This is a genomic window from Lentzea sp. NPDC051838 (genome assembly GCF_040681245.1).
GTDB lineage: Bacteria > Actinomycetota > Actinomycetes > Mycobacteriales > Pseudonocardiaceae > Lentzea.
On record NZ_JBFAYI010000018.1, the window covers coordinates 77110 to 97110 of the forward strand.

At 68.7% G+C, this 20001-nt stretch carries 23 protein-coding genes and 2 tRNA genes; 16 read left to right on the forward strand and 9 right to left on the reverse strand.

All coding sequences use genetic code 11. The annotated features are described in order from the left end of the window. Positions 1–77 precede the first annotated feature (77 nt). Genes AB0M24_RS31105 through AB0M24_RS31115 form a run of 3 tightly spaced genes read left to right on the forward strand, consistent with a single transcriptional unit; the run spans position 78 to position 2842 of the window. Positions 78–1463 carry a glycine--tRNA ligase gene (locus tag AB0M24_RS31105; RefSeq protein ID WP_363776075.1) on the forward strand — a complete coding sequence of 462 codons (1386 nt, stop codon included), beginning with the start codon at positions 78–80 and terminating at the stop codon, positions 1461–1463. A 33-nt stretch (positions 1464–1496) separates the two neighbouring features. Next, complete coding sequence (locus AB0M24_RS31110) at positions 1497–1967, forward strand: hypothetical protein (protein ID WP_363775817.1); 471 nt, start codon at positions 1497–1499, stop codon at positions 1965–1967. Positions 1968–2002: 35 nt separating this feature from the next. Continuing rightward, positions 2003–2842, forward strand: coding sequence for a hypothetical protein (locus AB0M24_RS31115; RefSeq protein WP_363775820.1), 840 nt, complete (start codon positions 2003–2005; stop codon positions 2840–2842). Here AB0M24_RS31115 and AB0M24_RS31120 read toward each other — a convergent pair. Together AB0M24_RS31120 and AB0M24_RS31125 are read right to left on the reverse strand one after the other, a co-directional pair. Then, on the reverse strand, positions 2832–3557 hold the full coding sequence (locus AB0M24_RS31120) for a serine hydrolase (protein WP_363775823.1): 726 nt from the start codon (positions 3555–3557) through the stop codon (positions 2832–2834). The two genes, AB0M24_RS31115 and AB0M24_RS31120, sit on opposite strands and share 11 nt — an antisense overlap. Positions 3558–3744: 187 nt before the next feature. Next, a complete protein-coding gene (locus AB0M24_RS31125) occupies positions 3745–4473 on the reverse strand; it encodes a peptidase E (RefSeq protein ID WP_363775826.1) in 729 nt (242 codons plus the stop codon). 75 nt (positions 4474–4548) lie between these two features. Between AB0M24_RS31125 and AB0M24_RS31130 the strand changes: the two genes are divergently transcribed. From AB0M24_RS31130 to AB0M24_RS31145, 4 genes are all read left to right on the forward strand, one after another. Beyond that, the gene (locus AB0M24_RS31130; protein ID WP_363775829.1) at positions 4549–5214 is read left to right on the forward strand and encodes a YdcF family protein; all 666 of its coding nucleotides are present in this window, start codon (positions 4549–4551) and stop codon (positions 5212–5214) included. After that, on the forward strand, positions 5214–6452 hold the full coding sequence (locus AB0M24_RS31135; protein ID WP_363775832.1) for a deoxyguanosinetriphosphate triphosphohydrolase: 1239 nt from the start codon (positions 5214–5216) through the stop codon (positions 6450–6452). Before AB0M24_RS31130 ends, AB0M24_RS31135 begins: the two co-directional genes overlap by 1 nt. Before the next feature lie 245 nt (positions 6453–6697). Continuing rightward, positions 6698–7705, forward strand: a complete 1008-nt coding sequence (locus AB0M24_RS31140; RefSeq protein WP_363775835.1) for a serpin family protein — start codon at positions 6698–6700, stop codon at positions 7703–7705. Positions 7706–7771: 66 nt separating this feature from the next. Beyond that, a complete protein-coding gene (locus AB0M24_RS31145) occupies positions 7772–8290 on the forward strand; it encodes a Scr1 family TA system antitoxin-like transcriptional regulator (protein WP_363775838.1) in 519 nt (172 codons plus the stop codon). Here the strand turns inward: AB0M24_RS31145 and AB0M24_RS31150 are convergent. Continuing rightward, positions 8287–8466, reverse strand: a complete 180-nt coding sequence (locus AB0M24_RS31150) for a hypothetical protein (protein ID WP_045310960.1) — start codon at positions 8464–8466, stop codon at positions 8287–8289. The genes AB0M24_RS31145 and AB0M24_RS31150 overlap by 4 nt on opposite strands. Before the next feature lie 82 nt (positions 8467–8548). Here AB0M24_RS31150 and AB0M24_RS31155 point away from each other — a divergent pair, with 82 nt between their 5' ends. Further along, positions 8549–9106, forward strand: coding sequence for a carboxymuconolactone decarboxylase family protein (locus AB0M24_RS31155; RefSeq protein ID WP_363775841.1), 558 nt, complete (start codon positions 8549–8551; stop codon positions 9104–9106). 5 nt (positions 9107–9111) lie between these two features. Then, positions 9112–9924 (forward strand): class I SAM-dependent methyltransferase, encoded by an 813-nt coding sequence (locus AB0M24_RS31160; RefSeq protein ID WP_363775844.1) that lies wholly within the window; start codon positions 9112–9114, stop codon positions 9922–9924. On the opposite strand, the gene AB0M24_RS31165 is transcribed toward AB0M24_RS31160, so the two are convergent. From AB0M24_RS31165 to AB0M24_RS31175, 3 genes are all read right to left on the reverse strand, one after another. After that, a complete protein-coding gene (locus AB0M24_RS31165; protein WP_363775847.1) occupies positions 9925–10554 on the reverse strand; it encodes a dioxygenase in 630 nt (209 codons plus the stop codon). Between the two features lie 85 nt (positions 10555–10639). Continuing rightward, the gene (locus AB0M24_RS31170) at positions 10640–11515 is read right to left on the reverse strand and encodes a sigma-70 family RNA polymerase sigma factor (protein ID WP_363775849.1); all 876 of its coding nucleotides are present in this window, start codon (positions 11513–11515) and stop codon (positions 10640–10642) included. Beyond that, positions 11512–12702, reverse strand: a complete 1191-nt coding sequence (locus tag AB0M24_RS31175) for a cytochrome P450 (RefSeq protein WP_363775852.1) — start codon at positions 12700–12702, stop codon at positions 11512–11514. Before AB0M24_RS31175 ends, AB0M24_RS31170 begins: the two co-directional genes overlap by 4 nt. 95 nt (positions 12703–12797) lie before the next feature. On the opposite strand from AB0M24_RS31175, the gene dnaG reads away from it, so the two are divergent. The 3 genes from dnaG to AB0M24_RS31190 are packed head-to-tail and all read left to right on the forward strand — an operon-like array spanning position 12798 to position 15943. After that, positions 12798–14687 (forward strand): DNA primase, encoded by a 1890-nt coding sequence (gene dnaG, locus AB0M24_RS31180; protein ID WP_363775855.1) that lies wholly within the window; start codon positions 12798–12800, stop codon positions 14685–14687. Next, a complete protein-coding gene (locus tag AB0M24_RS31185) occupies positions 14687–15178 on the forward strand; it encodes a hypothetical protein (protein ID WP_363775858.1) in 492 nt (163 codons plus the stop codon). Before dnaG ends, AB0M24_RS31185 begins: the two co-directional genes overlap by 1 nt. Positions 15179–15202: 24 nt before the next feature. Further along, entirely contained in the window at positions 15203–15943 is a 741-nt protein-coding gene (locus AB0M24_RS31190) for a trans-aconitate 2-methyltransferase (protein ID WP_363775861.1), read from the forward strand. A gap of 6 nt (positions 15944–15949) precedes the next feature. Here AB0M24_RS31190 and AB0M24_RS31195 read toward each other — a convergent pair whose 3' ends face one another. Continuing rightward, a complete protein-coding gene (locus AB0M24_RS31195) occupies positions 15950–16177 on the reverse strand; it encodes a hypothetical protein (protein ID WP_363775864.1) in 228 nt (75 codons plus the stop codon). Between the two features lie 145 nt (positions 16178–16322). Here AB0M24_RS31195 and AB0M24_RS31200 point away from each other — a divergent pair. Both AB0M24_RS31200 and AB0M24_RS31205 read left to right on the forward strand, forming a co-directional pair. Continuing rightward, positions 16323–16395 (forward strand) — tRNA-Asn (locus AB0M24_RS31200). A 63-nt stretch (positions 16396–16458) separates the two neighbouring features. Then, a complete protein-coding gene (locus tag AB0M24_RS31205; RefSeq protein WP_363775867.1) occupies positions 16459–17202 on the forward strand; it encodes a glycosyltransferase in 744 nt (247 codons plus the stop codon). Here the strand turns inward: AB0M24_RS31205 and AB0M24_RS31210 are convergent. Beyond that, positions 17115–18173 (reverse strand): glycosyltransferase family 4 protein, encoded by a 1059-nt coding sequence (locus AB0M24_RS31210; protein ID WP_363775870.1) that lies wholly within the window; start codon positions 18171–18173, stop codon positions 17115–17117. The genes AB0M24_RS31205 and AB0M24_RS31210 overlap by 88 nt on opposite strands. Positions 18174–18237: 64 nt before the next feature. Here AB0M24_RS31210 and AB0M24_RS31215 point away from each other — a divergent pair, with 64 nt between their 5' ends. Beyond that, entirely contained in the window at positions 18238–19095 is an 858-nt protein-coding gene (locus AB0M24_RS31215; protein WP_363775873.1) for an oxygenase MpaB family protein, read from the forward strand. Here the strand turns inward: AB0M24_RS31215 and AB0M24_RS31220 are convergent. Then, positions 19050–19511, reverse strand: a complete 462-nt coding sequence (locus AB0M24_RS31220) for a GNAT family N-acetyltransferase (RefSeq protein ID WP_363775876.1) — start codon at positions 19509–19511, stop codon at positions 19050–19052. The two genes, AB0M24_RS31215 and AB0M24_RS31220, sit on opposite strands and share 46 nt — an antisense overlap. Before the next feature lie 107 nt (positions 19512–19618). Between AB0M24_RS31220 and AB0M24_RS31225 the strand changes: the two genes are divergently transcribed. Further along, positions 19619–19693 (forward strand) — tRNA-Ile (locus AB0M24_RS31225). Positions 19694–20001 lie beyond the last annotated feature (308 nt).

The following is a 20001-nucleotide window of genomic DNA, read 5'->3' on the forward strand; positions in this document are numbered from 1 at the left end:
TCCGGTCGCCCGTTCGGGGCGCAACGTGACGGGCTAGGCTTGGGCCCCCGATTCTCATTCCCCCGATGGAGTTCCCGTTGGCCGCCGATCGCATCGAGACCGTTGTCAGCCTCTGCAAGCGCAGAGGGTTCGTCTACCCGTGCGGGGAGATCTACGGCGGTACCCGCTCGGCGTGGGACTACGGACCCCTGGGCGTCGAGCTCAAGGACAACATCAAGCGCCAGTGGTGGAACTTCATGGTCCGCGGCCGCGAGGACGTCGTCGGCCTGGACTCGTCGGTGATCCTGCCCCGTGACGTGTGGGTGGCCTCCGGTCACGTCGAGGCGTTCGTCGACCCGCTGGTCGAGTGCGAGTCGTGCCACAAGCGGTTCCGCGCGGACACGCTGTCCGAGGAGTACGCCGAGCGCACCGGCAAGGAGATCGCCGAGGGCGACGTGTCGGACGTGCCGTGCCCCAACTGCGGCGTGCGCGGCCAGTACACCGAGCCGAAGATGTTCAACGGCCTGCTCAAGACGCACCTCGGTCCGGTCGAGACCGAGGAGGGCCTGCACTACCTGCGCCCCGAGACCGCGCAGGGCATCTTCACGAACTTCCTCAACGTGCAGACGACGTCGCGCAAGAAGCCGCCGTTCGGCATCGGCCAGATCGGCAAGTCGTTCCGCAACGAGATCACGCCCGGTAACTTCATCTTCCGCACCCGCGAGTTCGAGCAGATGGAGATGGAGTTCTTCGTCGAGCCCGGGACGGACGAGGAGTGGCACCAGTACTGGATCGACGAGCGCACCCGCTGGTACACGGACCTCGGCGTGTCGAAGGAGAACCTCCGGCACTACGAGCACCCGAAGGAGAAGCTCTCCCACTACTCGAAGCGCACCGTCGACATCGAGTACCGCTTCCAGTTCGGCGGCCAGGAGTGGGGTGAGCTCGAGGGCATCGCGAACCGCACCGACTTCGACCTCACGACGCACTCGAACCAGTCCGGTGTCGACCTGTCGTACTTCGACCAGGCCACGAACTCGCGCTACAAGCCGTTCGTGATCGAGCCGGCCGCCGGTGTCGGCCGCCCGATGATGGCGTTCCTGCTGGAGGCCTACGTCGAGGACGAGGCGCCGAACGCCAAGGGCGGCGTGGACAAGCGCGTCGTGCTGAAGCTCGACCGCCGTCTCGCGCCGGTGAAGGTCGCCGTGCTGCCGTTGTCGCGCAACGCGGAGCTCTCGCCGAAGGCCCGCGACCTCGCGACGGCCCTGCGCCGCAACTGGAACGTCGACTTCGACGACGCCGGCGCGATCGGTCGTCGCTACCGCCGCCAGGACGAGATCGGCACGCCGTTCTGCGTGACGGTCGACTTCGACACGCTGACCGACCTCGCCGTGACGGTGCGGGAGCGCGACACGATGTCGCAGGAGCGGGTGGCGATGGACCAGCTCGAGGCGTACCTCGCGGCGCGTCTGATCGGCTGCTGAGCGCTCGCAGGACAACGATGGGAGCCTTGGCCGATGATCATCGGCCAAGGCTCCCCGCCGTTGTGGGTCCCGGTTCCCGCCGCGCGGGTCGAGCGGATCAGGGTGCGGCTGGCGGTCACGGGGCTACTCGTGCTCGGCGGAGCGGTGCTGATGGGCGCCGCGCTCGTCGTGGTCGGGCTGAACCTCCCGTCCGCCGACAACCCGATCAACGTCATCGGCGTGATGACGGCCGGGATCGGCGCGTTCTGGGGCGTGCTGTCCGGGCTGAGCCTCGCCACGGCGCGTTCCTGTGCGCGTGACGGGTTCGTCGACGTCAACGGTGCTCGTCTGGTTCGCCGACTGCTCGGGGTGTGGTGGGGCGGCACGATCTTCTGCGCGCTGTTCGCCGGTTTCGCCGAGGTCATGACGGCGGGGTCGGCGGTGTACCTCGCGGTGCTGGTGCTGCTCGTGGCGCTGGGAGGCTTCGCGTTCTTCACGGCTCGCAGCGCGTTTCGCCTGGGCTGAGGCAACATCCGAGGCTGGTCGCGCGTGTAAGACGCATGACGGGGGAGCAGCTCGGGAAGCGTGGCCTCGCGCTGGCCGCGGTGGGGGTCGTGCTGGCCGCGTGGGTGGTGGTGTTCGCGGTGACCACGAAGGTCGGCAATCCGCCCGCGTTGCTGGCGGCGGCGGTCAGTGCCGGGCTGGCGTGCGCGTGCCTGGTGGCGGCCGGGGTGCTGGCGGCGCGGCTTCGCGAGGCGGACGCGGCCGCGCGGTGGCGGCACGTGTTCGTGGTGCTCGAATGCGTCGTGGTGGCCGTCTTCTACACGTTCTTGTGGGCCACGTACACCGTTGAGCCGGTGGGGGAGCCGGACGGGTGGTCGCCGGCGGTCCTGCTGCTGCTCGGGGCGCCGACGGTGACGGCGATGCTGGTGGTCGGCCACCTCAGCAAGGTGATGTACCGGTTCGTCGTCGAGGCGAACGGGCCGGTGGTGCAGGACGACGCCGCGTCGGTGCAGCGGATCCGGGTGGTCGGGTCGGTGCTGGTCGCGGTGGGGATCATGCTGTCGGTGGCTGTGGTGGCGGTGTCGGCGACGGACGAGAACCAGGCGTGGTACCTGATCACCGGCCTGCTCGGGACGCTGGTGCCGGTGGTGCTCGGGCTGAAGTTCGTGCGGGTGTACGACGTCTACTCGGCCCGGCGGGTGAAGGCTGCCCTCTACCTCGCGCTCACCTTCGCGTTCGTGTTTCCGCTGTCCGGGATCGGGTCCGTGTCGGCATCGCCGGTCACGACGCTGCTCGGCACCGTGAGGCTCGGTGTGGTGGTGCTGGTCGTGAGCGCGGTGCTGATCATGCGCGAGTACACCGGGGAGTGGGGCCGGTCGTGGCGCGCTAGCCGTTGACGCCGAGCTTCACCAGGAGGGCCTTCGACACCGCGTTGACGGCTGTGCGGGCGGTGGTCCAGCTGCCCGTGGGGCTCGTGGTGAGGACGGCGACGGCGTAGCGGTCGTCGAGGACGCCCGCGCTGTGCAGGTAGACGTCGCTCGGCAGGTAGAACATCCAGCCCTGCTTGGCGTAGGCGCCGGTGACGCCGAGCAGGCCGAACTCCTGGTCGAAGCCGTCGGCCGCGGTGGCGGTGGCGGACTGCAGGTCGGCGACGATGGTGTCGCGGACCGGAGAGCCGAGGATGTAGTGGTAGAGCCGGAGCATGTCGTTCGCGGTGATGACGACCTCTCCCCACTGTGAGGGGTCGTCAGGCGCGTGAGTGCCTGTCAGGCCTGCTTCGGCGGCTACGCGACCGATGGCGTCCATGCCGTCGAAACGCGTCCACAGCACGTCCATGGCCTCGTCGTCGCTGGCACTGAGCGCGCGGTGGATGAGGTCCTGGTCGTCGTCGGACAACGGCTGTTGCAACGCGTCGACGGCGAGGATCAGCTTCGACAGCGACGCAGAGTAGAACGGCTTGTCGCCTTCCTGCGACATCGTCTGGCCCGTCTGCAGGTCCATCACCGCGACGCCGACGTCGGACTTGCCACCCGCGGCGGCGATCTCCACCATGTCCGTCGTCGATATATTGGATACCGCAGATTGTCTACCGGCATCGGTCGTGTCGGGCATCGTGTGCGATATATCGCTGTCGGATGCTGTATCCGATGTACTGGAGTCGGTATCCAGTACGTCGGGACCGCGCGACACATCAGCCGACTGTTTCGCGTGCGCAAGGCACGGCGAGGCGTCAGGGATGGCGAAAACGCCCGCCGTCAGAAGGATGATCAGTACCCAGCGCACACTTCCAAGGTCCGTGTCACAGGAGCCTGGTGTCGAGCTTTTCCTCCTGAGCAGTTGCTGAAGACTCTTCCCTGACCACCACGTATGCGCCGGATCCCGGCCGTTCGGTCACCGCTTCGACGAGCTCGGTGCCGCGGTAGAGCAGGCCCGCGCCGTCGTCGGTGCAGTAGGTCGTCGGCAGCACGCCGGACGCCACCGCCTCGTGGATCTTCGGGCGGCGCTGCTCCTCGGAGTCGTAGTGGACGCCGTTGCCGTAGGGCAGGAAACCGAGGCCGTTCGTCACGATCCGCAGGTCCGGGCCGAACGAGTCCGTCGCCCCGCCCGTGTGCCAGCAGATCGAGCCCGCGGACACCCCGGCGAGCACGACGCCCGCCTCCCACGCCTTGCGGAAGACCGCGCCGAGGCCGTGCACCTCCCACACCGCGAGCAGGTTCGCGACCGAGCCGCCGCCCACCCACACGACGTCGTGGGACAGCACGTAGCTCTCCAGGTCGTCGGTCGGCGGCATCGTGAAGAGGTTCAGCACCGAGACGTCGACGCCGGCGACGCGGCCCGCCTCGGCCATGTTCGCGTTCATGGCCCGCTGGTCGCCGCCCGCTGTGCCGACGTGGCACAAGCGCGGTTTGCCCTCGACACCGGACAGGTCCAGTGCGAAGTGGATCAGCTTGCCGAATTCGATGAACGTGCGGTCTCCGGCCCGCAGGCCTCCGGACGTGGCGAGGATCGTGGGCTGCTCAGCAGGCATGACCATGATCCTCGCAGTGACGTCAATGAAGGGGCGTCAACGCATCACCGCTCAGGTTCTGGAACCATGCATGGGGTGCGGACCCCACCCCTCAAACCTCTGGCCCGGATTCGTCGCATCGTGCTGCGCCTCCTCTTCGGCGCGCTGATCGTGGGCACCCTGGTGGTGGGCGGCACGGCGTTCCGCGTGTGGCAGGTCGCGCGCGTGGACGACTGGACGAAGGCCGACATGGCCATCGTGCTGGGTGCCGCGCAGTACAACGGCGTCCCGTCCGACGTGCTCGAAGCCCGCCTGGAGCACGCGCTCGGCCTCTACAAGGAAGGCGTGGTCGGCTACATCGCGACGACCGGCGGCCGTCAGCCCGGCGACAACTTCACCGAAGGCCAGGTCGGCAAGCTGTGGCTGGTCAAGCGCGGTGTCCCGGAAGACAGGGTGCTGCAGGTCGGCGAGGGCGCGGACACGCTCGGCTCGTTGCGGGCCGTCGCCTCGGTCGCGAAGGAACGCGGCCTGAAGACCGCCGTGATCGTCAGCGACCCGTGGCACTCGCTGCGCGCCCGCACGATGGCCGAGGACGCCGGTCTGCACACCTGGACGTCGCCGACGCGCTCCGGCCCGAACGTGCAGACCCGCGAGACGCAGTGGTTCTACATCAAGCGCGAGACCGGAGCGTTGCTGTACTACCGCCTGATGAAGGCGCACGCCGGCGTGTTCGACGAGCTCAAGCTCCCTAAAATCGGCTGATGGGATACACCGGCCACGACGCGGAGCGACTGCTCGCAGAAGAACCGAAGAGCGCCGTGCTGCCGGGCGCCCGCACCGACACGCGCACGCCGTTCTCCCGCGACCGCGCCCGCGTGCTGCACTCCGCGGCGCTGCGCCGGCTCGCGGGCAAGACCCAGGTCGTCGGCCCCGGTGAGGGTTCCGAGGTCACCGGTGTCCCGCGCACCCGCCTGACGCACTCGCTGGAGGTCGCGCAGATCGGCCGCGGCATCGGTGAGGAACTGGGCTGCGACCCGGACATCGTCGACACGGCCGGTCTCGCGCACGACATCGGCCATCCGCCGTTCGGCCATAACGGCGAGAGGGCGCTGAACGAGCTCGCGGGCCCGTGCGGCGGCTTCGAGGGCAACGCGCAGACGTTCCGCATCCTCGCGCGCCTCGAACCCAAGTCCGCGCACGGCCTGAACCTCACGCGCGCGGTGCTCGACGCGTCCACCAAGTACCCGTGGACGCGTACGCCCGGCATGGTGAAGTTCGGCGTGTACGACGACGACCTCGAAGTGTTCGACTGGATGCGCCAGGGTGCGCCGGAACGAGAGAGGTGCATCGAGGCGCAGGTGATGGACTGGTCGGACGACGTGGCGTACTCGGTGCACGACGTCGAGGACGGCGTCCTGGCGCACCGCATCAGCCTCGGCGCGCTGGCCCGGCCCGACGAACGCGCCGCCATCGCCTCGCTCGCGGCCAAGACGTTCTCCGACGAGTCCGTGAGCGTTCTCGAAGCCACCGCCGAGCACCTGATCGAGCTGCCGGTGATCGGCTACTGGACCGAGCACGAGTACGACGGCTCGCTCGGCGCCCAGGTGGCGTTGAAGAACCTCACCAGCGAACTGGTCGGCAGGTTCGCGTCCGCCGCGGTCACCGCGACCCGCGAGGTCCACGGCGACGGCGCGTTGACGAGGTACAACGCGTCGCTGGAGATTCCGCGTCAGGTGGCGGCGGAAGTGGCTCTGCTCAAGGCGATGGCCGTCCGGTACGTGATGAGCGACCCTGCCCGCCTCGCCATGCAGGCCACCCAGCGCGAGCTCATCGCCGACCTCGTCACCCGCCTGATGGAACGCCCGACACTGCTCGACCCCGCGTTCCGCCCGGTGTTCGCGGCCGCTTCCTCTTACGCCGCACGGCTTCGCGTCGTCGTCGACCAGGTCGCGCTGCTCACCGACGCGCAGGCCGTGGCCTGGCACCGCGCATCGGCGTAGCTTCGAGAGGTATGGCGGACGAATCCAGACCGCCGGGCCGACGGTGGCCGTGGCGGAGACCGAGCAGGGAAGCCGTGCCTTCGGGTTTCCCTCAGCAGGACGAGGGGGACGACGGGTCGGCCGGTGTGCGCGAACCCCGGCTTCCCAAGCCACTCGGGCCGATGGGAGGTGCGGGAGAGCGGCCCGTTCCGGACGATCCGATCTTCGTCCCACTGCCAGATCCACGCCAGTAGAGGAGCTTCGACGTGACTGATCAGGCCGACTTCGCCCTTGCCGTGCACCGCGTCGCCGTCCCTGATCCGTCCTCCAACGCGTGCTGGTCGCCCTTCTCGGTGGCCAGTGCGCTCGCGTTGGCCCGCGAGGCCGCGCGGGGCGAGACCCGCGCCGAGCTCGATGCGTTGCTGACGGACTTCGACGCCTCGGACTCCCTCGACGTCCCCGAACTGGCCGTCGCGAACACGCTGTGGGCGGACGACTACCTGACGCTGAACCCGGACTTCTCGCTCGCGAAGTCGGTGCGCCGCACGGCGTTCTCCGACCCGCAGACGGTCCGCAAGCTCGTCAACACCGACGTCGCCGAGACCACCCGAGGCCTCATCCCCGAGCTGCTGACGTCGCCGCCCCCTCCGGACGCCGCGGCGATCATCGTCAACGCCCTGTACCTCAAGGTCGGCTGGCTGAACCCGTTCGCCGCGTGGGAGACCGCGGCCAGGCCCTTCCACGCACCCGGCGGCGACGTCGACGTGCCGACGATGAAGGTGACCGAGAAGTTCCGCTACGCCCACCACAACGGCTGGCAGACCGTCGTGCTCCCGGCCGCGTCCGGCGTGGAGGCCGTGATCCTGCTGCCGGACACGTCACTGGACCAGCCGCTCGACGCGTCGGCGTTCGAGGCGGCCAACCGGGTGAACCTCGAGCTCTCACTGCCCAAAGTGGACGTTCGGGAGAAGTTCCAGCTCAAGAACGTGTTGGCACGCCTCGGGGTCGAGCGCATGTTCACGCGCGCCGCCGACTTCAGCGGCCTCTCCCCGGACCAGCGGATGTTCGTCGACGAGGTGATCCACGAGGCCGTGCTGCGGGTCGACGAGGAAGGTCTCGAAGGCGCGGCGGCCACCGCCGTCACGTTCCGGACCGTGTCGATCGAGATCCCGACCGAGCCGATCGTGGTCACCGTCGACCGGCCGTTCCTGCTCGCCGTCCGGCACGCCCGCTCGAAGGCGATCTACTTCCTGGCGCAGGTCGCCCGTCCGTAGCCAATCCCTCAGACGGGCGAGTGTTTCGCCCGGCGAGATCATGATCATGGCTTTACCGTTCCAGCCATGACCCAGCACGGTGCCGGCGAGCAGCTCGTCGTGCTCGCCGCGGCCGGCGCCACGCAAATCACCTGCTTCAGCGGCGTCACCGTTCCCGTCCTGCTCAGGACGGAGGGCTACACGAAGGCGCTGGCCGACGCGCTGGGTCTGAGCCCGGCGCCGGAGCTGCAGCGCGACGGCGTGCTGCCGCCGTGCGTGTTCTTCATCCACGAGTACGCGTTGAAGACCGTCGTCGGGAACAACCGGCTGATGGAGGACCAGGTGCTGCACCTGCTGTTCCACGCGCCGTCGATCCGGGTTGTACCGGCCAGCGCGGGCGGGGCGGCGGCGGTCGGGCTGGACTACGCGCTGATCCAGTACGAGCACGAGCCGCCGCTGGTCTACCTCGCGAACTGGGCGCTCGCCAGCGACGCGGCCACCGTCGAACGGGCCGTGCTGATCTTCCAGCGCATGCACGCCGTCGCTCTGGACAACGAGCGGTCGCGTGACCTGCTGATGGATTACGTGGCCGTGTACGACCGCTAACTGGGCGTGTTGCGGCGCAGGAAGAGGCGCATGCCGTCCTCGCCGGGCAGCGCGCACAGCAGCAGCCGGACGTTCTGGTGCCGCACCGGGACCGCGCACGAGTCGCCCGCCAGCAATGTCCCCGCCAGCAGACCGGCCGACTCGTGATCGATGTCCAGCACGAAGTCGTTGCTCATGCGTGGACCCTATGAGCTGCCAGCCTCGCAACCCAGTCACCCAAAGGTGTCACGTTCTCGGCCGCCACCTCGTCCACCACACATGACGAGGATCAAGGGAGTCACCAAGAAGCACGCCGGACTGCTCACCAAGGCCGTCTACTGGTTCGCACGCAGGGAGTTCGGGGCGGTGCCGGAGCCGGTCACCGTGATGGCGCACCACCCGAAGCTGCTGATCGCGAGCGGCCGGCACGAGCTTGCCGTCAAGAAGGCGGCACACGGACCGCTCCAGGAGCTGTGCGTCTACCGGACTGCCGTGAAGCTCGGCTGCTCGTGGTGCGTGGACTTCGGCGCGATGCTCATGAAGCACGAAGGCCTGGACATCGAACGGTTGAAGCACATCGACTCGTACGCGACGTCTGAACTGTTCACCGACATCGAACGCAAGGCGCTCGCGTATGCCGACGCGATCACGGACACGCCCGTCAGCGTCACGGACGCGCAGGTCGCCGAGCTGGAGAGGCTGCTGGGGCGCAAGGAGCTCGTCGCGCTGACCTACCAGATCGCGCTGGAGAACCAGCGGGCGCGGTTCAACAGCGCGTTCGGCATCAAGGATCAGGGGTTCACCAGCGGCGACGCGTGCCGGGTTCCGGCACACTAGGTGAAGTGGAGAAGATCACCCTGACGGGTGCCCAGGAGACCATGCTCGCCACGCTCTACGGCCGTGCGGTGGACAGCGAACGGCCCCTCTCCGTGCTGCACGACGACGAGGCGAAGCGCGCTGTCGACCGCATCGACTACGACTTCGCGAAGACCGGCATGAACCTGACGAGCGCGGTCGGGGTCGCGATCCGTGCGCGCGTGCTCGACGACTGGACGCGCGAGTTCCTCAAGAACAACCCGTCCTGCACGGTGCTGCATCTCGCGTGTGGGCTGGACACGCGCGCGCACCGCGTCGAACGGCCGGACACCGTGCGGTGGGTCGACGTCGACATGCCGGACGTCGTTGCGTTGCGGCACAAGCTCTTGCCGCAACCGAAGGGCGACTACGAGCTCGTGGCGTCGTCGGTGACCGAGGACGCCTGGCTGGACGCCATTCCCGCTGACCGGCCGACTGTCGCGGTGTTCGAGGGCTTGTCGATGTACCTCACGCGCGAAGAAGGCCACCGCCTCATCAGCAGGATCACCAACAGGTTCAAGACCGGTGAGCTGCTGTTCGACGTCTACGGCTCGTGGGGGATCAAGCTGCAGAAGCTCGTTCCTGCCGTGCGCAACGCCGGCGCGACGCTGCACTGGGGCGTCGACGACCCGAGCGAGATCGAGGCACTGCGTCCCGGACTGACCACAGTGGACGCATGGCGCAGCGTGGACCTGCCGCACCTGGACGCGTTGCCCAGGTCCGGCAGGATCCAGATGAAGGTCGTCAGCGCGATCCCGAAGCTCCGCGACGTCGGGAAGCTGCTGCGACTGCGGTGGTAGCTACTCGATGACGAAGTCGAACTTGGCCGTGTAGCGGTTGCCGACCAACGGGCCGAGCGCTACCTCGCACTCGCGGTCGAGGTAGCGGTCGCGCCGGTTCAGCGCGGGCACGTTCATGCCGTACGCCCGCAGGGTGTCGGGGAAGAACAGCTGCGTGGTGAGGATCGGGCCGCCCCGCGCCTGCACCTTGACGTGGATGTGCGGGGTGCGTCCGGGGTAGTCCTTCGGCACGATCGTCTCCAGCACGTACGCGCCGGAGGCGTTGGTGAACTGGTGCCCGCGCATCTTGAACGCGGACGAGGTGTTGTCGTACGCGCCCCGGTCGTCGGCCTGCCAGAAGTCCAGCAGGGCGTTGGCGATCGGCGCGCACTTCATCGTGTAGACGAACCCGGTGAGGCTGAGCACGACCCCGGTGACGCCGGCCGTGCGCAGGTTCGTGCGTTGCGGGGAGTTCCGCTTGAAGTAGGGACCTTCGATGTTCGACGGGGTGTCGTCGTCATCGACGCAGGTCGGCGTGAGGGGAAGAGGAGCGCTACGCGCCGTGGTGGTGCCGGCGGCGGTGAGCGCGACCACGGTGGCCGCACCCGTCGCCAGGAACGCCCGGCGTGACGGACTGTCTTGTTCGGGCATGCTCGTACTCCGGTGGTTGCAACCCGCGGCAGGGGGCTTGGGCTGGGACCAACGGGAGAACGTTAGCGTCTAAACGATCCCGGACCTAGTTACGGTCTAGACCAAAATCGACGTGGCCGAGCTTGTCCGGGTTCGCGATGTCGTAGACCGCGCCGACCCTGCCGTCGTGCACGGTGAACGTGAGGACGCGCTCCGCCGCACCGTTGGTGGCCGGGATGACCAGGCCGAGGTCGCCGTTGACCAGCACGGGCCGCATCTCGGGGAAATCGTCCTCGAACCCGTACTTGCGGATGAGCCCGAAGAAGAAGCGGGCGATCTTCTCGGCTCCGGTGACCGTGTGGACCGCCGTGCGCACCTTGCCGCCGCCGTCGCCGACCATCACCGCGTCCGGGTGCAACAGGCCCATGACGGCCTCGATGTCGCCGCTCGACATGGCCTGGAGGAACTTCTCCAGGACCTCCTGCTGCTCGGCCAGCGCCGCGCGGGGCGGCGGTTCAGCACCTGCGACGGCCTTGCGCGCTCGGGACGCGTGCTGCCGCGCGGAGGCCTCCGAGACGCCCAGAGCGTCCGCGATCTCGTTGAACGGCAACGAGAAAGCGTCGTGCAGCACGAACGCCACGCGCTGCTCGGGGGTGAGCTTGTCCAGCACGACCAGCGCCGCCATGCGCACGCCGTCCGACTGCACCACGGACGCCAACGGGTCGTCGGCCTCGGTGGTGGTGAGCAGCGGTTCCGGCAGCCACGAGCCCACGTAGGTCTCCCGGCGCACGGCCGCCGAACGCAGCCGGTCGAGGCAGATGCGGCTGACCACCGTCGTGAGCCAGGCGCGGTCCTCCTTGATGCCCTCCGCGGTCGAGTAGCGCAGCCACGCCTCCTGCACGGCGTCCTCGGCGTCGGCAACGCTGCCGGTCAGCCGGTACGCGACGCCGATCAGGTGACTGCGGTGGTCCTCGAAGCTCACCCTCGCAGTCTGACAGGAAGCACCGACAGTCCCCTGACAGGCTCCGGCGCCTGCCACACCGGGTCGCCCGCGAGCTCCAGACCGGGAAAACGCCGGTGCAGCAGCGGCAGGAACGTCGTGAGCTCCATCCTGGACATGTTCGCGCCCAGGCACAGGTGGATCCCGTGCCCGAACGCGAGCGAGTCCCGCAGGTCCCGCGACGGGTCGAAGACGTGCGGATCGCGGAACGTCGAGCCGTCGCGGTTCGCCGAGGTCAGCATGGACCGGACCAGCGCGCCCCCGGGGATCACCGTTCCGTCGACCTCGACGTCCCTCAGCGCGATCTTGGGCACACCGCCGACGAACGACGGCGACTCGTACCGCAGCACCTCCTCCGCGTACGCCTTCGGATCGCGGTCGAGCCAGCGGGCCGCGCCCGGCTCTCGCAGCAGCACGAGAACGCCGCTGCCGAGCGCCGCGATCGAGGTGCCGAGCCCGCCCGCGATCAGGCCCCACAGCATGCTCAGCAGGACGTCGGACGTCAGCTTCTCCTCCGCGGCGACCCAGGCCGAGGTGGCGTCGTCGGCGGGGTTCGCGCGCCGTTTCGCCATCAGCGCGCGGAAGTACGCCTCCGCCTTGACGCTGGCCTCGTCGCCCCTGGCCAGCGCGTCCTCGCCGGCGTTGGCCGAGATCGCGGCGAGGAGGGTGACCAGGTCGGCGAAGACCTCCTCGCGGTCCTCCTCCGGCACACCGAGGTGCTCCGCGATGACGTGCGTCGGGATCGGCCGGATCAACGCCATGACGTCGACGGTCTCGCCGTCGCGCAGAGGTTCCTCCACCCCGTCGAGCAGCTGTTCGCAGAACGCGGCGGTGGCGGGCTGGACGTCGTTGATGCGGCGCATCGTGAAGTCGCGGCTGAAGACCTTGCGCAGGCGCGTGTGCTCCGGCGGGTTCTTGGCGCTGATCACGTCGCTCATCAGCTCCCGCGTGCGTGAGCGTCCGCTGCCGGGGAAGCTCAGCCTGCCGAGCGCGCCGAACGACTCGGGGTCGTACAGCGCGCGGCATCCGGCGTGGGTGGTGAGGACGTACTCGCCGGTCGGCGTGCGCAGCACCGGCAGGTTCGTGCGCACCCACTCCAGCCGGGGATGCGGGTCGGAGCGGTGCTCGGGGCCGTGCAGCGCGGCGAACTCCGCCACCTCTGGGGTCACGCCGCTGTTCCTAGGCCATCCGAGTGGCCGGGACAACGTCATCGGGCCGGGAGTGGACGAACGGCCAGGTTTCGTTTGCGCATAGACTCGGATGCGTGGCAGGACGCATCAGGGAAAGCGACATCGCGTTGGTGCGTGAGCGCAGCCGCATCGACGAGGTCGTCGGCGACCAGGTGTCGCTGAAACGGGCCGGTGGCGGGGCGCTCAAGGGGCTCTGTCCCTTCCACGACGAGAAGACGCCGTCGTTCAACGTCCGCCCCTCGCACGGCACGTTCCACTGCTTCGGCTGCGGCGAGGGCGGCGACGTGATCGCCTTCGTGATGAAGGTCGAGCACCTGTCGTTCGTGGAGGCCGTCGAGCGGCTCGCGGACCGGGCGGGCATCCAGCTCACCTACGAGGGCGGCGGCGTCACGATCCAGCGCGATCGCGGCACCCGCAGCAGGCTCATCGAGGCGCACAAGGCGGCGGCCGAGTACTACCAGGAGCAGCTCGCGACGCCCGAGGCGCAGGCCGCGCGCGAGTTCCTGGCCGAGCGCGGGTTCGACGAGGCGGCGGCGCGCCAGTTCGGCTGCGGCTTCGCGCCCGGCGGCTGGGACAAGCTCACCAAGCACCTGCTGGGGCGCGGGTTCGAGCTCACCGAGCTGATCAAGTCCCAGCTCACCAAGGAAGGCCGCCAGGGGCCGATCGACAGGTTCCACCGCAGGCTGCTGTGGCCGATCAAGGACATCGGCGGCGAGACCGTCGGGTTCGGCGCGCGGAGGATCTTCGACGACGACCCGATCCAGGCGAAGTACCTGAACACCAGCGAGTCGATGATCTACAAGAAGTCGCAGGTGCTGTTCGGGCTCGACCAGGCCAAGCGGGAGATCGCCAAGCGCAAGCAGGCGGTCATCGTCGAGGGCTACACCGACGTGATGGCGATGCACCTGGCCGGTGTGCCGACGGCCGTCGCCTCGTGCGGCACGGCGTTCGGCACCGACCACATGAACGTGCTGCGCAGGCTGCTGATCGACGACGACGTGAACGGCGAGGTCATCTTCACCTTCGACGGCGACGAGGCGGGCCAGAAGGCCGCGCTGAAGGCGTTCGAGGGGGAGCAGCAGTTCTCCGCGCAGACCTACATCGCGGTCGCGCCGGACGGCATGGACCCGTGCGAGCTGCGGCAGGCCAAGGGCGACGTGGCAGTGCGCGACCTCGTGGCGCGGCGGACGCCGTTGATCGAGTTCGCGATCAAGGCGCAGCTCACGGCGTACGACCTCGACTCCGTGGACGGGCGCGTCGAGGCGTTGAAGAAGATGGTGCCGTTCGTCGCGCAGATCAAGGACCGCGCCAAGCGCGACGGTTACGCGACCCGGCTCGCCTGGTGGGTGGGCTGGGACGACGAGGCCATGGTCGTGCGGCGGGTGCGTCAGGTCGCCGGCGGCAAGGGACCCGTCGTGTCCGCTCAGCGGGTCGACCCGAACCAGATGGCGCTGGGTGTCGAGGTCGACGGACCGCCGCGGCCGAACCCGCGCGACATCTCGCTGTCGCCGGAACGCGAGGTGCTCAAGGTGGCGCTGCGGCTGCCCGAGTACGCCGGTCCGCTGTACGACTCGCTGCCGGAGGAAGCCTTCACGCACCCCGCGTACATGGCGCTGCACCGGGCGATCCGCGACGCTGGTGGCGCGTCGTCGGGACTGGCGGGGACGGCGTACCTGGACGCGATCTCGCAGGCCTGCTCGCACGCGTCGGTGCGGTCGGTGCTGACCGAGCTCGCGGTGGAACCGTTGACGGTGAAGCAGGACGACGAGTTCCGCTACGCGTCGATGGTGATCGCGCGCCTGCAGGCGGTGCAGGTCGGCAAGCAGATCGAGGACGTGAAGTCGCGGCTGCGCAGGCTGTCGCCGATCAAGGACGCCGACGAGTACCGGGCGCTGTGGGGCGACCTGGCCGCGCTGGAGGAGTACCGCAAGGGACTGCTGCAGCAGAGCGCTGGAGTGCTGTAGTGGGGCTGTTCAGCCGTTTGTTCGGCTCCGGTGCGCCGGACGGGTTCACCGGGTCGCTGGAGCCGGACGAGACGGTGATCGCCCACACGCCTGTCGACGGCGGGCACCTGGTGGTCACGTCGCTCGGGCTGTGGGTGCCGGGGCCGCGGCGCATCGGGTGGCACCTGATCAGCAAGGTGAAGTGGGAAGGCGCGCTGCGCGTCGTCGAGGCGCAGGAGGCCGGTCTCGAGGGGCCTGTCGTGCTGCTCGAAGACCTTCCCGCGCAACGGATCTCGGTGGAGCGGCCTGATCGCGTGCTGCGGCCGATCAGCCAGCGCGTGGAGGGGTCGATCCGGCACCGCGAGCGCATCGAGTCGCCCGGTGTGTGGGTGCTGCAGCGCAAGATCCCCGGCCGTGACGGGTTCGTGTGGCAGGCCCGTGGTGACGCCGGCGTGTCTCTGGACGCCGTGCGGGAGGCTGTTTCCGCGATTGCTTCGAAGCTTGCGGGCTAGCAGTACGCGTGTACTGTTAGTTGTATGTGGGATCCGGCGCAGTACCTGGCCTTCGCCGATCACCGGGCGCGGCCGTTCTACGAGTTGGTGGCACGCGTGGGGGCTACCGAGCCCCGTCGCGTGGTGGATGTGGGCTGTGGCCCCGGAAATCTGACCGCGTCGCTGTCCTCGCGGTGGCCTTCCGCTGTGGTGGAGGCGTTCGACTCGTCCGCCGAGATGGTCGAGGCCGCTCGTGCCGCGGGTGTGGACGCGCGCGTGGACGACGTGACGTCGTGGGAACCGTTGCCGGACACCGATGTCGTGGTGTCGAACGCGGTCCTGCAGTGGGTCGCGTCGCATCCCTCGATCGTGGAGAAGTGGGCTGCCGCGCTGCCTTCTGGTGCGTGGCTGGCGTTCCAGGTGCCGGGCAACTACGGCGATTCGTCGCACCGGCTGATCCGCGAGGTCGCCGGGCCGTCGCTGGAGCACGTCTTCCGCGCCGAGAAGCCCGTGCTCGACCCGGTGGAGTACGCCGAGCTGCTGGCCGGCTGCTCCTCTGTGGACGTTTGGGAGACCACGTACGTGCAGCGGCTCGCCGGGCCCGACCCGGTGCTGGAATGGGTCTCTGGCACCGCTTTGCGGCCGGTGCGCGCGGCACTGTCCTCAACGGACTGGGACGCGTACGTCGCCGAGCTCGCGCCGCGGCTGCGCGAGGCCTACCCGCGGCGAGCCGACGGCACGACGTGGTTCCCGTTCAGGAGGATCTTCGCGGTCGCGCAGGTGTGAACCGCGTCACCTCACGGGCTGGCCGTTGGATTCCTGCGGTTGCCGCCACGGAGCCTTCTCGGCGGCCAAATGCGCAGCTCCGACGGCCTTGTCCTTCGCCTGGTGGGCCGCATTGCGCACCGTCGGGCTCTCGACGAAACGGTGCCAGATCCGCACGATCTGGTCGTAGCGCTCACGTCCGGCCTTCGCTCCGAGCACGTAGCCGACCGCCATGCCGACCAAGATGGCCTTCATGTGGGGGTCTCCTCTCCCATCGTGGCTGGTCAGGGGTCATCTTGCCGCAAAACGGGGGGTGGGTGAGGAACTCGTTTTGAGGCTCATGTAGAGTTACCCACTGTCAGGAGGAACCAAGCCTGACAAGCAAGACACAACAGAACATTCCCCCATAGCTCAATTGGCAGAGCATGCGACTGTTAATCGCAGGGTTACTGGTTCGAGTCCAGTTGGGGGAGCGTAACAGCAGGTGAGGCCCTATCCGGTTGCGGATGGGGCCTTTCTCGTGGTGGAGCTGCCTCGTGCGCACGATCTCGGTGATCACCGCCGTCTACGACCCGGATCCCGGCTATCTGCTGGAGGCGTACCGGTCGCTGGCGTCCCAGGAGCTGCCGGACGGGTGGGCGTGGGAGTGGCTGGTGCAGGAGGACGGTCGCACCGGGATCGCCGTGGACGTGCTGCCTGCCGACGACCGGGTGCTGCACGGTTCCGGGCGGCACGGCGGGGTGGCGATCACACGGAACCTGGCGCTGTCCCGTGCGCGCGGTGAGCTGGTGAAGAACCTGGACCAGGACGACGTGCTGACTCCCGGCGTGCTGGCTCGCGACATCGCCGCCGTTCGCGGTGAGGTGCGGTGGACGACCTCCCGGGCGCTCGACCTGATGCCGGACGGGTCGTTGGTGGCCTTCGACGGGGATCCTCCCGGTGGCCCGCTTCCGCCCGGGGTGGTGCTCGATCTGTGGCGGCGGAACGACTTCCGGCTGCCGGTGCACCCGACGACGCTGTGCCTGCGGCGGGATCTCGCGGTGCTGCTGGGTGGGTGGATGGCGGTGCCGGGCAGTGACGACACCGGGTTGCTGATCGCGGCTTCGGTGCTGTCCGTCGGTTTCTTCGAGCCCGTGGTCGGCCTGCACTACCGGAAGTGGCCGGGGCAGGGGTCGGTCGAGGGCAGCGCGCACTACGAGACGGTCGAGTGGAACGCGCGGATGAAGCTCATCAACGAGCGGGCCGAGGCGCTCCAGTCCATGCGTGCGGCGGTCAGGTAGCCGGCTTCGACGCATTTCGTTCGGAGTTCGTCGTCTTCGAGCATTCTCGTGACGGCTTGGGCGAGTCCCGCGCTGTCGGTGCTGTCGCAGAGAAGCCCGTTCTCGTTGTGGGTGCAGAAGTCCTCGACGCCGCCGTTGCGGGTGCTGACGACCGCCGTGCCGCACGCCATCGCCTCGGCGGCGGGCAGGCCCCAGCCCTCGGTGGAGGAACTGCACAGGAAGACCGCGCTGCGGTGGTAGACGTTCTCGACGAGGGTCTTCCCTTCGAGGCCGTGGTGGTAGGTCATCCACTCGGGCAGGTCGCCGGGCCTCGGCCGGACGCCGAACGCGTTGACCCGGAGGCCCGGGATCTTGTTCCTGACCTGTTCGAGGGCCTTCATGCCCGTCGCGAACCCTTTGGACGGGTGTTTGCTGATGAGCATCGCCACGGTGTCGCCACGCGGAAGGTCTGTTGTGGGCGGCTGGAACGTGTCGTGGTCCAGGCCGTTCGGGATGACGGTGACGGTGGTGTTGCCGAGATCTTCGAGCGTCCTCGCGAGGAAGCCGGAGACGGCGATCTTGGGGACGTCCATCTTCAGCACTTCGTGTAGTTCTTCGACGCCGTCCCACGTGTCGTAGTTCTGGACGAGGTGGAACGGCGTGCTCTTCACGTGGGGGAGCAGGCGGGCGGTCGGCCAGTGCGTGGCGATGGTGACGTCGGCCGGTGGCAGGTTCTCCGGCTTGAGCTCGGGCACGATCATCAGCCGCACCCGCGGGTCGATCTCGAACCAGGTGACGGCGGCCCGCAGCCGGGGCTGGCTGCGGCCGTGCCAGAGATCGCGCATGGCCTCGCGGACGTCACCCCGCCACCGCTCGTGGACGACGGTGACCTCGCATCCCGTTGCCGCCAACCGGTTCGCGTACTCGTAGACCACGCGGAAGCCGCCGATGGGCCCGCGCGGAAAGAGGTGCAGGACGAAGGTGATGCGCAACGGTCGATCCTTGTCATCCGACTGGGGCCTGGTGCTTTGGTGGCGCGTGGGTCAGCTTGGGTGGATGGGCCGCTTCGCGAATCTACGCCGCATCACGTCGCTGGATCCCGTCGCCGACCACGAGGAGATCATGCGGATCTCCGCGGGCCTCGAGTTCCCCTGGGACTACCAGAAATCGCTGGAGCTGGCGCTGTTTCGCACGTACTGCGTCCCGTCGATCTCGGGCCTGCTGGAACGCACCGGCGAGTTCGAACGCCGGCCGCAGAAGCGCTACGACGACACCGCGGTGCTGATGGCCGAGCTCGTCGAACACGGCTACGACTCCGCTCGAGGGCGTGAGGCTCTGCGGGTGGTGAACCGGCAGCACGGCCGTTACCCGATCTCCAACGACGACATGTTGTACGTGCTGTCGACGTTCATCTACGACCCGATCGACTGGCTTCTCCGGTACGGCTGGCGGCCGCTGACGGTTGCCGAGCAGCTGGCGGCGTTCCACTTCTACCGCGCGGTCGGCGGCAGGATGGGGATCCGCTCGATTCCGTCCGACTTCGGCGAGTTCCGTGCCTTCAAGACGGCGTACGAGCAGGAGCACTTCGTGTTCGCTCCCTCGAACCGCCGCATCGGGCAGTACACGCTCGACCTGTTCTGCTCGTGGTACCCGTCGGTGCTCTCGCCGGTCGTGTCGCGAGCCGTGGTCGGCCTGCTGGACCCGTTGATGGTGCGAGCGTTCGGCTTCACCGCTCCGCCTGCCTTCGTAGGCGTGCTGGGCCGCCTGGCGTTGCGACTGCGCGCTCTCGTGGTGCGCCGCATGCCCGTGCGACGTTCGTTGAAGCTGACGCGCGCACGCAACCGCACCTACCCCGGCTACCCGGACGGCTACCGCCCGTCGGACCTCGGCGCGACCTCCAGCACCGCGCGCTGACCGTTGAGCGCGAAGCCCATGGCCCTGAGGAACTCCCTGCCGGGCTGGAACTCGTCGAGCTTCACGTGGAAGTGGGTGATGTCCCGGTAGCGCTCCGTGACGGCCCGCACCATCTCGCTGCCGATGCCCCACCGCCGCAGATCCTTGGGCACCAGGAAGAACCCGATGCTCGCGTGGTTCGGCGCGGGATGGTCGAGGACGAGGTCGACGAACCCGATCATGCCCTGGGCCTCGGCCACGAGCAGGTGCTTCTGCTCGTCACTGGTGCCCTCCGGCAACGCGTAGAAGAGGCTCTGCACGTCACCGGGCCCGGACGGATGCCCGGTGGCAGCCTGGAACCAGTCGTCGCAGTCGGCGAACAGCCGCAGCACCTCGGGCTCGTCCGCCGGGGTGAAGTCGCGGAGGGTCAAACGCACGCGTGCAGCCTATGTGTCGCTCGCCACGGGGGCGCGCAAGGCCCGTTCGGCGTGATCGGTATCCTCCACCACGCAGCGTGAGCCAGGGAGAGGGCCGCCGCTGCGAGGGGGCAGTAGCTCAACCGGTCAGAGCAGCAGACTCATAATCTGTCAGGTTGTCGGTTCGAATCCGACCTGCCCCACGTCCTGGGTGACGTGTGTCCGCAGAGAGCGCGGACCTGTCACGTCCGTGGCCTTGTCTTCTGGGGGACGACCCCCAGACCCCCGAGGCTCAGGCACTGGCGCGCCTTCGCGAGATTCGTGCGGTGTCCATGGCGTGGTCCTGGACGAGGGCCGGTACCTCAGGGACATGGGCGAGGGACTCGGGAGGTGTGGTCGACGCCCTGGCCGAACTGTCGAAGTTCGTCCGCATGGCCACCGCGAAGCGCGCGGATTTCGACATCATCCACGAGAAGCGCCAGCAGGCAGGACGCTCTGGTCGTCGAGGATT

Bases quoted from the DNA above. Each gene is read 5' to 3' on its own strand.
- AB0M24_RS31110 (WP_363775817.1), top strand. From the start codon at position 1,497: ATGATCATCGGCCAAGGCTCCCCGCCGTTGTGGGTCCCGGTTCCCGCC.
- AB0M24_RS31115 (WP_363775820.1), top strand. From the start codon at position 2,003: ATGACGGGGGAGCAGCTCGGGAAGCGTGGCCTCGCGCTGGCCGCGGTG.
- AB0M24_RS31120 (WP_363775823.1), bottom strand. From the start codon at position 3,557: ATGCCCGACACGACCGATGCCGGTAGACAATCTGCGGTATCCAATATA.
- AB0M24_RS31125 (WP_363775826.1), bottom strand. From the start codon at position 4,473: ATGCCTGCTGAGCAGCCCACGATCCTCGCCACGTCCGGAGGCCTGCGG.
- AB0M24_RS31135 (WP_363775832.1), top strand. From the start codon at position 5,214: ATGGGATACACCGGCCACGACGCGGAGCGACTGCTCGCAGAAGAACCG.
- AB0M24_RS31145 (WP_363775838.1), top strand. From the start codon at position 7,772: ATGACCCAGCACGGTGCCGGCGAGCAGCTCGTCGTGCTCGCCGCGGCC.
- AB0M24_RS31150 (WP_045310960.1), bottom strand. From the start codon at position 8,466: ATGAGCAACGACTTCGTGCTGGACATCGATCACGAGTCGGCCGGTCTG.
- AB0M24_RS31155 (WP_363775841.1), top strand. From the start codon at position 8,549: ATGACGAGGATCAAGGGAGTCACCAAGAAGCACGCCGGACTGCTCACC.
- AB0M24_RS31165 (WP_363775847.1), bottom strand. From the start codon at position 10,554: ATGCCCGAACAAGACAGTCCGTCACGCCGGGCGTTCCTGGCGACGGGT.
- AB0M24_RS31190 (WP_363775861.1), top strand. From the start codon at position 15,203: ATGTGGGATCCGGCGCAGTACCTGGCCTTCGCCGATCACCGGGCGCGG.
- AB0M24_RS31195 (WP_363775864.1), bottom strand. From the start codon at position 16,177: ATGAAGGCCATCTTGGTCGGCATGGCGGTCGGCTACGTGCTCGGAGCG.
- AB0M24_RS31215 (WP_363775873.1), top strand. From the start codon at position 18,238: ATGGGCCGCTTCGCGAATCTACGCCGCATCACGTCGCTGGATCCCGTC.